This is a genomic window from Desulfovibrio sp. JC010 (assembly GCF_010470675.1).
Classification (GTDB): Bacteria; Desulfobacterota; Desulfovibrionia; order Desulfovibrionales; family Desulfovibrionaceae; genus Maridesulfovibrio.
This window is the reverse complement of sequence record NZ_VOIQ01000010.1, coordinates 192,973-206,035: the sequence shown is the minus strand read 5'-3', so window position 1 is coordinate 206,035 and position 13,063 is coordinate 192,973. Positions and strand designations below refer to the sequence as shown.

Genomic DNA, 13,063 nt, shown 5'->3' with positions numbered 1-13,063 from the left:
TAGGACGGCGGGGTGAAATCTATCCGTTAATGAAATCAGGTCACACCCGACTCCACTTGCGAACTCGGAAGTTAAGCTCTCCATCGCCGATGATACTGCCTCGGTAGCCAGTGGGAAAGTAGGTCGTCGCAAGCTTTTATTTTAAAAGGTCCGTTCATTAAATTGAACGGACCTTTTACTTTTTGGCTTAAATTATTCACTCACCGCCCGCCTCCATCGCACCCGCAGCATCTCACAAATCTCTTCCTGAGTATTAGCAGTCATAAATTCCACATCCAAGGGGATGCGGTTGTCCAACTCTGCTAAGTCCCGAATGAGCCGATCAATTTTACGGGCTGAGAATTTCTGGACTTTACTTTCAAATAAAATTTTATCTGCTCTGTGTAATTCAAGATACATTACCGGGTTTAAGCGGGGTTTCATGAGCGGGGAATAGTTTTCTGACTCCGGATCGGGGCCTGGCGTAGCTTGTTCAATACCGATATCCTTAATATTTTCCCACGGGATGTATTTAGTTACATTGCCGAAAATTTTGATACCGTCTTTACTGGTTTCGAGAAAGTTCTTTTGTTCATTGAGTGTGATAATCTTCCAAACAAAGGCACCGATCCCCACGAAGCCCATGATGCGTGTCAGGTGTATTTCCGCTTCATTCTGCGTTGCAAAGGAGCCGAAAATGCTGAGCAGGACAAAACCTACAGCTCCGATTAGGCCGAAAATGCATAATATAATCCCTACTGGACGCAAGTCGTTTCTTAGAATAATTTCATCCTGCATGCAGCCTCCGGGTGAGTCAAAAATTACATCCTGTTATTATATAAATGTTTTTTTCTTAACATGTCTATATTAATTCACGCTGCGCATGCTGGACCCGTCACAATTTAGCCCATAGTTTAAATACTTATCACCATTATGCTTGTAACCGCCCTTTCAGCTCTTACGCCTTTGCTCCTGATGATTCTGGCCGGATATTTTTCCTATCGCCGCCAGATTCTTCCGGAGAATTCGGCCGCAGTACTCAATGACTTTGTTTATTACTTTACTCTGCCTGCTCTTCTGTTCAGTTCTCTTGCAGTCACTCCTTTCGAGGAAATTGCACAGGGTAATTTTATTGCAGGGTATCTGGTGGCACTGGTCGGGATTTATTTCCTGGGCTTTTTAATTTCAAAGTTTGCGCTAAAGGGAAGTTTTACCGAGAACAGCATGCGGGCCGGCACGGCAAGTTTTCCTAATTCAGGTTACCTCGGCCTGCCCATTATGATGTACCTGTTCGAAGGCTCAAGACAGGCGTTGCTTGCAACCACACTCGGAATCATCCTGCCGATCATTATTGTTATCCTGATTGTCTCCAGTTTTGCACTGCATGCTGCGGACAAATCCCAGTCGCGTATCAGAGTGGTCTGGGAGATTGTATTATCCATGATCAAAACACCCCTGATCGGGGCTTCGTTCATCGGTGCTGTTTATTCATTTCTTCATTATGAACTGCCTGATTTTCTTGAAGTCGGGTTGCACAATTTCGGCATGGCTTCAGTTCCATGTGCTCTCTTTTCGGTCGGGATTCTTCTGGCAAGAAATAAAATGGAATTGAAGGTCATGAATATCGGGCTGGTCAATTTGGTTAAACTGATAATTCACCCGCTGCTGGCTGCTGCCTGTTTGTGGGCTTTCGGTGTCAGGGGGACAATGCTTTTAATGGGAATTCTGCTTACGGGGATGCCTGTGGCGGCGATTTCCTGCGTATTGGCAGAAACTTACCAGACCTGTGAAGCCGAGACTTCTGCTACTTTTCTGGTCTCCATGATCCTGTACATACCCATGCTTTATTTGACTTTATTGCTGACCGATATGTGCGGACTGCCCTTGATCAACGGCTAGATTACAAAGAGAAAGGCCGGGATGATTATTTCATCCCGGCCTTGTTTTATTGGGCAGCTTTTTGAAGAGCTATGGCCCTTAGCTGCTGCATTTTTGCTTTATCCTGCAGCAGTGCTTTCATATCCGGGTTGTTGGATATGATGAATGAGATCAGCGAGGTTGTCAGCTTCGGGTCGTACTTGGTCTTGCTTTCCGTAAGGATGATGGCTGCGAGAATGGCATTCAGGCCGGGACGGTGGTAACGGTCGGCAATCATGCCGCAAAAAGCGTCAGCAATGGCACAGACTCTTGCTTCAAGGGTGATGGCATCGCCCCGGCGGCCTTTGGGATAGCCGCTGCCGTCCATGCGCTCGTGATGGTCGAAGACACAGGCTTTGATGGTTTCATCCCTTATTTCAAGCCGGTTGAGCATCTTTTCAGCAATATCCACATGCTCCTGCATGCGCATTCTTTCTTTGTACAGAAATTTCGTGGGCTTCTGCAGGGTTGCGGCTGGAATCTGGGTCATACCCAGATCATGCAGGACAAGCCCCATGGCCAGCGGATTGAGCTCCATTTTTTCACCGGGTTTGTAAAGTATCTTCAGGTAGATGGAGGTGCCGACGAATAGGGTGTTAACCACATGGCAGCAAATATCTTTTTCTCTTTTCAGGGCATTGAAGAAATGTGCCCACCTGTTGGGATCAACCCATACGTATTCGCAGAAAATAGCCAGAACGGTGTTCAGTTCCGAGAGGGTGTCCCCGATGGGGTTGGAGTAAAAGCTGCGTACTTTTTCCAGCACGCCGTTGTAAAAAATTTCAGCTGCAGCGGCTTCGTCAAGGAAGTGTTCGGTCAGCAGTGCGCCGAGGTTCTGGCTGATATGCCCGGCCAGCGAGGCGTAATCTTCCTTGGAAATGAACAGGTTTCCTTCATTGCAGTAGTTGTTGACCTGTTCCTGTTTTTTATCTGACAGCCTCGTATCTTTGGCAAAAAGAGGGACCACGCGCTGGAATTCGTCATCATGAATGCATAGGGAAACAGGGAGTTTACCGCTGAATGTATTTAAAATATTAGGACTTATTTGCAGAAACTCTTCTGCTCCGCTGTTCTGGTTTGCTGCATCTTCATTCATAGTGATATTCCCTTTGCAAAAAATGTTCTTCTTCTGAGGAGAGGAGGTGGATTTACACATTATTACAAGGGGGTTAAAATGTAAATATGCATCTTAATATTCTGTTAATCTAACAATAAATTCCCTGCATCTGCAGGAGTGGTTCTTGAAATTGTTCTGTTGTATTGTGCAGTCGGTTATGGATATTTTTTCAATGGAGGGGAGTGTAATGGCCGATAAGATGCCTGATAAATTTATGAGTGTATCCAAGAAACTGCTGGAAGATCACCCTGATTTGAAACAGAAGCTGCAAAAGGTAATGGGCCGTGTGGCAGATACAATTGTTAAAGATAAGTATGTTGATGAAAATACAGCTGAAAAAAGCAGCGAGGCCAATGATGATGGCCGGAACTGAGCGGTATTGCCGGAAGTTCTTGTTCCCGCATTAGAAAAGATTGTCACGCCGTCCGTATGACTTCATTTCTCCCCTGTAGGCAGCAAGGATATCTTCTTTGCTGATGAATCCGGAAAAGTTTCCGTCCTTCATGACCGGCAGGGTGGTTTTGCCGCTACGGTTCATTATTTCCAGAATTTCCGCTGCTCCCATGCCTTTATCAATGGCGGGGGCATTCCTGTCTATGGCTACTTCGCCTATGTTGCTCTGTTGCTGCTTGGGGTCGAGGATGGCGGAGCGGGCTGAAACCACATCGACCATGCCCATGAATTCATTTGTCTCGCTGTTAATGATGGGAACATGGGTCTGAGTGGTGCTGCTCAGTACTTTCAGGAAGTCGCTGACACTCATCTGCGGGCAGGCATGAGTCAGGTTTTCATGGACCAGTTCCCCGGTATCAATATCTGCCAGAATTTTCTCATCGGTTTTCGGGCGCAGCAGCAATCCTTTTTCCACCAGATCCTTAAAGTAAAACGAAGAAGGCTCAAAGGCGTGGGTGAGCATGGAAGAAAGGAAGGTCACGGTCATTATGTGCATGACATCCTGATAGCCGCGGGTAATTTCCAGGACAAGAAATACACTGGTCAGCGGGGCCTGCATCACACCGCTTACGACTCCGGCCATGCCCAGCAGGGCATACGATCCTTCCCCGGTGAGCATGTGCTGGGGGATGAAGTGTGAAATCAGCCGGTAGTAGAGAGCCCCGAACAGTGAACCGATGACCAGACAGGGGGCGAAAATGCCTCCCAGCCCCCCGCTGCCGAGAGTCAGTGAGGTGGTGGCGATGCGCAGCAGGACCATCAGCATGACAATCCCCAGTCCGGTGGGCAGGGTTCCGTGAATAGCCATCTTGATGGAGGTATAACCTTCGCCAAGGGCCAGCGGAAAGAAAATTCCGATTATCCCCACAGCCAACCCTCCGGCTCCGGCCTTGATCCACGGTTGATTGGTAAATGAGGAACAGATTGATCCCACCTGCCTGATGGAGCGCACAAAAAATACTGATATCAGTGCCGCCAGCAAGGCCAGCATGATGGAGGTGCCCAGATCGGTCACTCCCATGGGCGGAAACTGTTCGTTAAAGGGGATGACGTTCCCTTCCAGAATGCGGGAGGTCTGAGTGGCTACCACCGATGATATGGCAATGGGGATGAGATGGTAAGGTGTCCATTCCCCGAGGATGATTTCAACGGCAAAGATCATTCCGGTGACCGGGGCATTGAAGATAGCCGAGATAGATCCTGCTGCGCCGCATCCGATCAGGGTCATGCGTGATTGGCCGCTCATTTTGCAGATACGGGACAGATTGGAACCCATGGCCGATCCGCTGACCACCACCGGGGCTTCCGGTCCTGCTGATCCGCCGCTGGCAATGGTCAGCAGGCTGGTCAGAAGTGAACTGATGATCGAGATGGGACGCAGAATGCCCTGCTTGAGTCCCACTTTGGCAATGACTTCGCCCACCCCGTGTCCGCCAGTCTCCTTGAAAACCTTGCGGCTCAGAATAACGGCTGCTGCTGCACCTGCCGCGGGAAGCATGAACATCCACCACTGGTGGGAGTTGGTTTTGCGCAGCATGGACAGGAAATCGAGGGATTTGTTCAGGCAGACGGCGGCCAGAGCAGAGCCCACACCGATGGCAATAGCCGCAAGAATAAGCGCGGCATTGCGCGATGGTGCCCTCTTGTGCAGAAAATGTTTCAGTTCCGCCGGGCTTATGCCGTTTGCTGATTTGAACATGGAGCCTGATCCTCTTGTTTAGTAAAGCAACCCTACCACAGCTCCGGTCATGCAGGTAGCCAGAGTTCCGCCGATGACTGATTTTGTCCCCAGTTCCACTATTTCGTCCTTGCGTTCAGGCGCAATGCTGACCAGACCACCAATGAGAATGCCGAGACTGCCGAGGTTGGCGAAGCCGCACATGGCGTAGGTCATGATAATGGTTGATCGGGGTGAGAGTGTGCCTTCGGGAAGTCCGGCCAGTTGCAGGTAGGCCAGAAATTCGTTGAGGATGGTCTTGGTTCCCATGAGTGAGGAGGCCGTATAGGCTTCACTTGCCGGGATGCCCATAAGCCAGACTACCGGCCACATGATTATGCCGAGGATGCGCTGCAGGGTCAGCGGCTCGCCTCCCATGGCGGGCAGGAAGCCGAGTATCTGGTTGGTCAGGGCCACAAGGGCCACCAGCACCAGCAGCATGCCCACGATATTAATGAGCATATTGATTCCGTCAGCTGTACCTTTGACCACTGCATCCATTGAGCTGGAGGCTGGACTTTTGATCTCGATGTTTCCTGCGTTCTCGATGCTTCCTTTTTCCGGAACCATTATTCTGGATATGAGGATTGCAGCGGGGGCACTTATGATGGAAGCGGTAAGGATATGTCCTATTGCGTCAGGGAGAACCGTATTAAGAATGGATGCGTAAAGAACCAGTACAGTTCCGGCAATGGTCGCCATACCGCTGATCATCAGGGTCATCAGCTCACTGCGGCTCATGTTTTTTACATAGGGGGCGATAATGATAGGTGCTTCGACCATGCCCACGAAAATATTGGAGGCAACTCCGAGTCCCAGTGCTCCGCCGATATTCATGGTTTTCTGCAGGACCAGCGAAAAAAAACGGACTACTACCGGGATGATTTTCCAGTAGAAAAGAAGAGCCGAAAGCGCACTGACCACGAGAATAAGTGGCAGGGCACGGAAAGCAAGACTCCAGCTTGCGCCCGGAGAGTTTTCGGTGAAAGGCAGCGGACCTCCGCCGAGGTAGCCGAATACAAAGCTTGTCCCGGCCTGTGTAGCCTGCTGCAAGGCGTTAACCGCGTGGTTGAGGTACATGATAAGATCACTGAAAAACGGAACCTTCAGCATAAGCAGGGCAACAGCGAATTGCAGCACCAGTCCGCTGAGTATGTTTTTTAAGCTGATTTTTTTCCTGTTTTCGCTGAAAACCCAGGCGAGAAAGACTAAACCCAACAGTCCGGCCAGACTTTGAACCATATTCAACATCCTTAATTTAATCAGAGTATCAGAAATAATGGTATGGATTACATTATCCCATCCAAGGCTGCAACTTGCTGTGTCTTTTTAACCGTATTTTAATCATGCTTCTTGAACCTTTCCGTTTTTGCAGTTAGTATCTTTCAAATTGTGATCTAGTGGGAATAGACCATGAACTGAAGGTGCTCCTGCTGCTGGAATTAACTTCTGATGTAGGGAATATTTATATGAATGTTGAACTTGCCAAACCATTTATCAAGGCTGCTGTTGATGTTCTGTCAATGATGGCGATGGTTACACCCACGCCGGGAAAGCCTTATGTAAAGAAAAGCAAGACCGCTGTCGGTGATGTTACCGGACTGGTAGGCATTACCGGTGATATGAACGGAACAATTTCTATCTCTTTTACAAAGAATTGCGCAGTCACCATAGTCAAAAACATGCTCGGTGACGATGTTCAGGATATCCTGCAGGATGTGCAGGATGCAGTAGGTGAGATAACCAACATGGTTTCAGGTCAGGCCCGTGCCGGGCTGGCCGAGCAGGGTCTCCAGTTTTCAGGAGCCACTCCTTCGGTGATTATGGGAGACAACCATACCATCACCCACATCGCTTCCACCCCCATCATGGCAATCCCTTTTACTTCCGATGCCGGGGAGTTCACCATCGAATTCTGTTTTGAATAAGATTTATTGAAAAAAAGAGAGTTTAGAATATGTCTATGTTAACCGGTTTCAGGGAAAAATCTTTCTTGGACAAGATCAGTGTCCTCAATGAGGTCGCCACCGTTAAAGATCCGGCGGAGCTGGAGGCACTGATTGAACTTTTTCAGAATCCTCTCGGAGATACCTCCGTAGATTATATGGTCGTCACCGCTTTGAACGGTGTTCTTTCCGTTGATGAACAGAAAACTGTTGATTTGCTGGGCAAAGAAGACGGCAAATTACGAACTTTGTGTATCAGGGTTTGCGGCGAGTTTCAGTTTAAGGATGCTGTTCCCGTATTGCTTGGGATGGCTGAAGGAAGTTCCGATCCTGATTTTCTGTTCGAAGTCCTGACTTCCCTGTCTAAAATAGGTGGTCCGGAAGCCCTCGACCTTTTCCGCTCCAATATCAATAATGAAGATGACCTGATTGTGGTCATGTCCATTGAGATGCTGGCCGAGCTTAAGGACGAAGAGTCAATCCCCGCCCTTAAAGCTTTTGTTGAGCGTAACAACGAAGACGCCAATTATGAAGTGTGTGACCTGACCACATGGAAGGCTGTGGAGGCCCTTGCGGCCATCGGCAGCGATGCCGGGCTTGATTTTATTGTTGCCAACCTGCACCACCGCAACCCAACTGTACGCCGGGTGGTTACCGATTCACTGACATCTCTTGGCGGTATGGCTGTTCCGTTCCTTACCAAAGTGATCAGTCCTGATTCCGACAAGGATGACATGATCCTTGCGGCCAACGTGCTCGGTTTTATAGGTGAGAAAGACGGCCTTGATGTGCTCATGGATGCCATTGAAAAACAGTACTCCACCGACTCCAGCGTGAAGTACGCCATCTACGAAGCCATCGGCAGGATCGGTACTTTGAAGGCTGTTGTCAGCCTTTTTGACGGTCTGGAAGATGAGGATGAACTCATCACCGTGGCTGTAATGACCGGTCTGGACGGATTGGCTAATCCGGGTGTAACCAAAAAAATGGTGGAATTGATCGGCGCGGGCGGAAGCAAGGCCGGTAAAATCCTGCGGGCTATTGTCACCGCCAAGGCAGTGAATGTTTTTCAGGGACTGTACAGCGAAGGCAAAATCGGTCGCTTCCTGATGAATGCGGTTGTCGCTTCCAAGGACTCCGAAGTGCATGAAGCCTTCCGGGTCAAGCTTGCTGAGATCGGCGGCGAAGAAGCCGAGGCCGATATTGCAAGACTTCCTGAAGCTGTGGAAGTGGGCGGCAAAAAGGCTCTGGCCGTGGATGACTCCAAGTCCATGCTGGCCCTTTACCGCAGTATCCTGACTGCTGCCGGCTATGAGCCCACCGTGGCTGAAAACGGACAGGAAGCATACACCCACATTGAACTGAATGAAGAGTTTGATGTGATCATCACTGATATGAACATGCCGGTCATGGACGGAATGGAATTCGTATCCAAGCTCCGCCAGACTGACGGCTATGCGGACATCCCGGTGATCATGGTCACCACCGAGTCCGAATATTCCCAGCAGGAGCTGGCCCGTAAAACCGGGGTGAACGATTTCATCACCAAACCGTTCACCGCCGACCAGCTGAAGTCCAAGATAGCTGAATACGTCTCTTAGGACTGAGAAATACAGATAATTAAGAGAGGAGGCCGTCACGGTCTCCTTTTTTTTTATGTCTGTTGAATTTTGCGGATTGTTTCTGCAACCACGGAGCTGACCTCCCGGCTGTAGAGCATGGCCACATGACCGAGGGCACGACTCCGTTTGATGGAGAAGCGTTCCGGGTCCGGTTCAAGATTCGGCCATGGCAGTACCAGTTCGTCGGTGGGTGAAATAATCGCTGTCTTGGGGATATCCTGCGGGTAGCCGATCCTGTTTTCCCCGTTGAAAAGTGAGCTTGCCGGATGCAGGCTGCGTCCCAGCCTTCCGATGGCGATGGAGGCCAGAATGCTGCCCTTGTAAGGGGTGCCGAGGGTGATGATCCCGGCACACTTTTTCTCAATCTCCGGTTGCTGCGTTGCTCCGCAGGATAACAGGCCGCCGAGGCTGTGTCCGGTGAGGATGACTTTTTGCCCTGATTCCCGGTGTAAATTTGAAATTATATCCCGCAGTTCCAGCACCAGTTCCGGATAGGATGTAGTGAAGCTGTTGTACTGCCATGTATGCAGATTGCAGAATCCGGCCAGATTCAAACGGTAACGCATGAGCAGCCATGCAGCCTTGTTGTGGTAAAGTCCGTGGACCATGAGGATGGGGGTGTTGTCCCCGTTTTTTCTGATCAGCGGCAATTCGCAGAGAAAAGTGAAAGGCCGGGTACAGATGGCGATGAGCAGGCTGATTCCGGCAGAAAATGTGGCCCGGACAAGGTCTTTTAGTGCTTGTTTGCGGCCTCTTTTCTGGATTTCCGTTGGATTGCAGAGGAAGGCAAACAGAAAAAGAGGTGCGGGCAGAAGGATCAGAATGAGTAATATTTTTATCATGTGACTTTGGTTGGCGTTAAAGTTCTTTGTTTTCAATTGACGCATATTGATTCCACCTGCAACATAATTATCAATCTTTACTGTTACAAATGGGAGATATGAAGTGAAGAATACGGTTTTGAGTCTGGACATCGGCAGCGGAACTCAGGATGTCCTTTATTATATGAAGGGTGTGGAAATAGAGAACTGTTTTAAATTTGTACTCCCTTCCCCGGCGCGGGTGGTGGGGGCCAGAATCAAGGAACTGACCGCACAGGGGCGCGATATTTATCTTTCCGGCAGGAACATGGGCGGCGGTTTCGGCCGCTCGGTCTATCCGCACATGGAGGCCGGGTACAAGGTTTATGCCCATCCCCGCGCGGCCCTTGCCCTTGGGGATGATCTGACCCGTCTGGAGAATAATGGAATTGTTCTTTCTGACGATAAACCGGAAGGATGTGTGGAAGTCCCTCTTGCGGATTTTGATGCGCAGTGGTGGGAAAAATTTTTCACGGCAGCAGGGCTGGATTACCCGGACTATGTGACTGCGTCGGTGCAGGACCACGGCTACCATCCGGGCAAAAGCAACCGTATCGGGCGTTTCAACCTCTGGAAGCATCTGTTGCTGGAAAACGGCGGGCGTCCGGAGAGTCTGGTTTTTGAAACCGTCCCTGATGAATTCACCCGTATGGCCGAACTGCAGGACAGCATCGGCGGTGGAGCGGTCAGCGATACCGGGGCGGCTGCGGTGCTGGGCGCGCTTTTTGTGGATGAAATCATGGAGCACAGCCATCGGCAGGGCGTCTGTCTCATTAATGTAGGCAACAGCCACACCGTATCGTTTCTGCTTTATAAAGGCGCAGTGTACGGAGTCTACGAACACCATACCGGAAACATGACCCCGGAAAAGCTCTGGGCTGACTCGCAGCGATTCCGGCAGGGCAAAATCAGTTTTCAGGATGTTTTTGACGACTGGGGGCACGGCTGTTTGACCCTTGACCTGCCTGAAGAAGCGCAGGGATTCGCACCTACGTATGTGTTGGGGCCCCGGCGGGCGTTGCTGGAAGCACATCCTGTGGAATTTCCCGCTCCCGGTGGGGATATGATGCTTGCCGGATGTTTCGGCCTCATAAAGGGAATGGAGATGAAGGGGATTTTGTAATGTAGTCAATAAAATTACTAATACTCTTGCTCTGTATTGTTAATGACGGTAATGGTGTGTTTATCCATTTATTACTTATACTGCTGTGTTTCCCTTAACCCCATAAACGGAATCGATAGATTGTAAAAAGATGCTGCGCTCAATATTCTTTGCACTGCTGATTTTCCTGCCCGGCTGTTCGGACATATTCGCCGAAGGCTGGCTTTCCGGCACGCTTACGGAGCTGGGGGCCGGTAATCTGGACAGGATACTTGTTATCGGTGCGGGTGTGATTATCACTGTGCTGCTGGTCTTCATCGGCTTTCTTTATTTGAACATCGACAAAAGAAAGCGGGTTGAGATGGAGCTGCAGCGTGAGCGTGATCTCATGGGCAGTATTATGGAAACCAGCCCCATGGGCATTCTGGTCATGGATAATGACGGCCGGATTATTTTTGCCAATGATCAGGCTGCACGGGTGCACGGTGTGGCCCGTGGGGATATCATCGGCAAGCAGCACAATGATCCGGTCTGGAAAATTACCGCCCATGACGGCTCCCCTTTTCCGGATGAGCGGCTGGCCTTTAACCGGGTCATGAAAATCCGCAATGCGGTGCTTGATATCCGGCATGCCATCCACTGGCTGGACGGCCGCAAGGTGCTTCTTTCCATCAACGCCTCTCCCATTTTTTCCGATGACGGCAGCATCAAGAAAGTCGTGGCCACAGTGGAGGACATCACCACCAGAAAGAAGGTGGAAGAAGCCCTCAAGGAAAGTGCCTACCGCTTCCGTTCACTGGTCAAGACCGCTGAAAGCGTGATCATACTTCTGTCCCCGGATAAAAAAATTCTTGAATTCAACCGCATGGCCGAACACCTGTTCGGCAGGACCCGTCATGAGGTGCTTGGACGGGATTATTATGAACTTTTTGTCCCGGAGCGGCTCTGGACGGACCACAACCGTCAGTTTTCCACTGTCCTTTCCGGGAATCCCCTGCGACTGCTGGAAAATTACGTCATAGCAAGGGGCGGGGAAGAGCGTATGATGCAATGGTCACTTTCCCGGTTGCTGGATGCCAAGGGCGGGGCACTGGGGGTGCTTGCCGTGGGGCAGGATATCACCGAACGCAAGCGCAGTGAGGTTGAGCTTTGCGAGGCCCGTGACGCCGCTGAAGAAGCAAGCCGGGCCAAGAGTGAATTCCTCGCCAACATGAGCCATGAAATCCGTACTCCCATCAGTGCCATCATCGGCATGAGCGAGATGACCCTGAGTACCGATCTTACCGAAGAACAGCAGGGCTATCTGGTTACGGTCAAGAAGGCGGCGGAATCCCTGCTCCACATCATCAACGATATCCTTGATATTTCCAAGATCGAAGCCCGTAAGATGGAGCTTCGGCCTGATGATTTCAATCTTTTTGACATGCTGGAAAAGCAGCTCTCAGTGCTTAAGGTGCAGGCGGAGGAAAAAGGCATAGAACTGCGGGCCAACGTGAATGACGATGTTTCCCGCTGCTACCACGGAGATGAATACAGGCTGGGCCAGATCATCATCAACCTTGTGGGTAATGCCATCAAATTCACTGAAAAGGGCTATGTCGAAGTTTCAGTTGATCATGTGGGCAGCTTTGAAGAGGGAGCCATTCTCGAATTCCGGGTCAAGGATACCGGGATAGGTATTTCCGATGATAAGGCTGAGAAGCTTTTTGAAAGTTTTGTGCAGCTTAATGCCGGATACTCCAAGCGTCACCCCGGAAGCGGACTGGGGCTTGCTATTTCGCGCCAGCTGGTGGAGATGATGGGCGGCCAGATCACTTTCAGCAGCCGGGAGGGCTGGGGTACGGAATTCAAGTTCACGGTCAGGCTCAAGTCCAGCGTGGGTGAGTGCGTGGAAAGCCCGGTTACAATTTTTGAAACATCAGGATCGGACAAGACTGTTCCGGCCCGTATCCTGCTGGCCGAAGACAATGCCACCAATCAGCTGTACATTGCCCATTTTCTGACCGAGCAGGGCTTTGAGGTCGAGACTGCTGAGAACGGGATTGAGGCTTTGGAACTGCTGGAGCAGAGCGGACCTTTTGATGCCATCCTCATGGATGTGCAGATGCCTGAAATGGACGGTCTGGAAACGACCAGAAGGATCAGGGAGCAGGGGAATGACATTCCCATCATTGCCCTGACCGCCTATGCCATGGAAGGGGACCGCGAAAAATTCTTAAGCAACGGTATGGACGCCTACTCCTCCAAGCCGGTGAAGATTGATGAACTGGTCCAGATTATAGGTAAGCTGGTCCCTCACAAGGCATAAAAAGGCGGGGAACCGTCTGATTCAACAGCACCCCGCCATAAT

The 13,063-nt window shown here is 50.4% G+C and carries 11 protein-coding genes; 6 read left to right on the top strand and 5 right to left on the bottom strand.

Annotation, left to right across the window (positions count from 1 at the left end; all coding sequences use genetic code 11):
* Positions 1–192: 192 nt before the first annotated feature.
* The gene (locus FMR86_RS13080; RefSeq protein ID WP_163351849.1) at positions 193–777 is read right to left on the bottom strand and encodes a hypothetical protein; all 585 of its coding nucleotides are present in this window, start codon (positions 775–777) and stop codon (positions 193–195) included.
* 135 nt (positions 778–912) lie between these two features.
* Between FMR86_RS13080 and FMR86_RS13075 the strand changes: the two genes are divergently transcribed.
* Positions 913–1,878 carry an AEC family transporter gene (locus FMR86_RS13075; protein ID WP_163351848.1) on the top strand — a complete coding sequence of 322 codons (966 nt, stop codon included), beginning with the start codon at positions 913–915 and terminating at the stop codon, positions 1,876–1,878.
* Between the two features lie 46 nt (positions 1,879–1,924).
* Here FMR86_RS13075 and FMR86_RS13070 read toward each other — a convergent pair whose 3' ends face one another.
* Positions 1,925–2,992, bottom strand: coding sequence for an HD-GYP domain-containing protein (locus FMR86_RS13070; protein ID WP_163351847.1), 1,068 nt, complete (start codon positions 2,990–2,992; stop codon positions 1,925–1,927).
* Between the two features lie 208 nt (positions 2,993–3,200).
* Between FMR86_RS13070 and FMR86_RS13065 the strand changes: the two genes are divergently transcribed.
* A complete protein-coding gene (locus tag FMR86_RS13065) occupies positions 3,201–3,386 on the top strand; it encodes a hypothetical protein (RefSeq protein WP_163351846.1) in 186 nt (61 codons plus the stop codon).
* Between the two features lie 30 nt (positions 3,387–3,416).
* On the opposite strand, the gene FMR86_RS13060 is transcribed toward FMR86_RS13065, so the two are convergent.
* Both FMR86_RS13060 and FMR86_RS13055 read right to left on the bottom strand, forming a co-directional pair.
* The gene (locus tag FMR86_RS13060; protein WP_163351845.1) at positions 3,417–5,165 is read right to left on the bottom strand and encodes a chloride channel protein; all 1,749 of its coding nucleotides are present in this window, start codon (positions 5,163–5,165) and stop codon (positions 3,417–3,419) included.
* A gap of 18 nt (positions 5,166–5,183) precedes the next feature.
* Positions 5,184–6,425, bottom strand: a complete 1,242-nt coding sequence (locus FMR86_RS13055) for a nucleoside transporter C-terminal domain-containing protein (RefSeq protein ID WP_203544882.1) — start codon at positions 6,423–6,425, stop codon at positions 5,184–5,186.
* Positions 6,426–6,652: 227 nt separating this feature from the next.
* Between FMR86_RS13055 and FMR86_RS13050 the strand changes: the two genes are divergently transcribed.
* The gene (locus FMR86_RS13050; RefSeq protein ID WP_163351854.1) at positions 6,653–7,111 is read left to right on the top strand and encodes a chemotaxis protein CheX; all 459 of its coding nucleotides are present in this window, start codon (positions 6,653–6,655) and stop codon (positions 7,109–7,111) included.
* Positions 7,112–7,140: 29 nt separating this feature from the next.
* Positions 7,141–8,730: a HEAT repeat domain-containing protein gene (locus FMR86_RS13045; protein WP_163351844.1), complete on the top strand. Its 1,590-nt coding sequence runs from the start codon at positions 7,141–7,143 to the stop codon at positions 8,728–8,730.
* Positions 8,731–8,783: 53 nt separating this feature from the next.
* Here FMR86_RS13045 and FMR86_RS13040 read toward each other — a convergent pair whose 3' ends face one another.
* Positions 8,784–9,638: a triacylglycerol lipase gene (locus FMR86_RS13040; protein WP_163351843.1), complete on the bottom strand. Its 855-nt coding sequence runs from the start codon at positions 9,636–9,638 to the stop codon at positions 8,784–8,786.
* 58 nt (positions 9,639–9,696) lie between these two features.
* Between FMR86_RS13040 and FMR86_RS13035 the strand changes: the two genes are divergently transcribed.
* Positions 9,697–10,734: a DUF1786 domain-containing protein gene (locus tag FMR86_RS13035; RefSeq protein WP_163351842.1), complete on the top strand. Its 1,038-nt coding sequence runs from the start codon at positions 9,697–9,699 to the stop codon at positions 10,732–10,734.
* A 130-nt stretch (positions 10,735–10,864) separates the two neighbouring features.
* On the top strand, positions 10,865–13,021 hold the full coding sequence (locus tag FMR86_RS13030; RefSeq protein ID WP_163351841.1) for a PAS domain-containing hybrid sensor histidine kinase/response regulator: 2,157 nt from the start codon (positions 10,865–10,867) through the stop codon (positions 13,019–13,021).
* Positions 13,022–13,063 lie beyond the last annotated feature (42 nt).

Bases quoted from the DNA above. Each gene is read 5' to 3' on its own strand.
- FMR86_RS13080 (WP_163351849.1), bottom strand. From the start codon at position 777: ATGCAGGATGAAATTATTCTAAGAAACGACTTGCGTCCAGTAGGGATT.
- FMR86_RS13075 (WP_163351848.1), top strand. From the start codon at position 913: ATGCTTGTAACCGCCCTTTCAGCTCTTACGCCTTTGCTCCTGATGATT.
- FMR86_RS13070 (WP_163351847.1), bottom strand. From the start codon at position 2,992: ATGAATGAAGATGCAGCAAACCAGAACAGCGGAGCAGAAGAGTTTCTG.
- FMR86_RS13065 (WP_163351846.1), top strand. From the start codon at position 3,201: ATGGCCGATAAGATGCCTGATAAATTTATGAGTGTATCCAAGAAACTG.
- FMR86_RS13060 (WP_163351845.1), bottom strand. From the start codon at position 5,165: ATGTTCAAATCAGCAAACGGCATAAGCCCGGCGGAACTGAAACATTTT.
- FMR86_RS13055 (WP_203544882.1), bottom strand. From the start codon at position 6,425: ATGGTTCAAAGTCTGGCCGGACTGTTGGGTTTAGTCTTTCTCGCCTGG.
- FMR86_RS13050 (WP_163351854.1), top strand. From the start codon at position 6,653: ATGAATGTTGAACTTGCCAAACCATTTATCAAGGCTGCTGTTGATGTT.
- FMR86_RS13045 (WP_163351844.1), top strand. From the start codon at position 7,141: ATGTCTATGTTAACCGGTTTCAGGGAAAAATCTTTCTTGGACAAGATC.
- FMR86_RS13040 (WP_163351843.1), bottom strand. From the start codon at position 9,638: ATGCGTCAATTGAAAACAAAGAACTTTAACGCCAACCAAAGTCACATG.
- FMR86_RS13030 (WP_163351841.1), top strand. From the start codon at position 10,865: ATGCTGCGCTCAATATTCTTTGCACTGCTGATTTTCCTGCCCGGCTGT.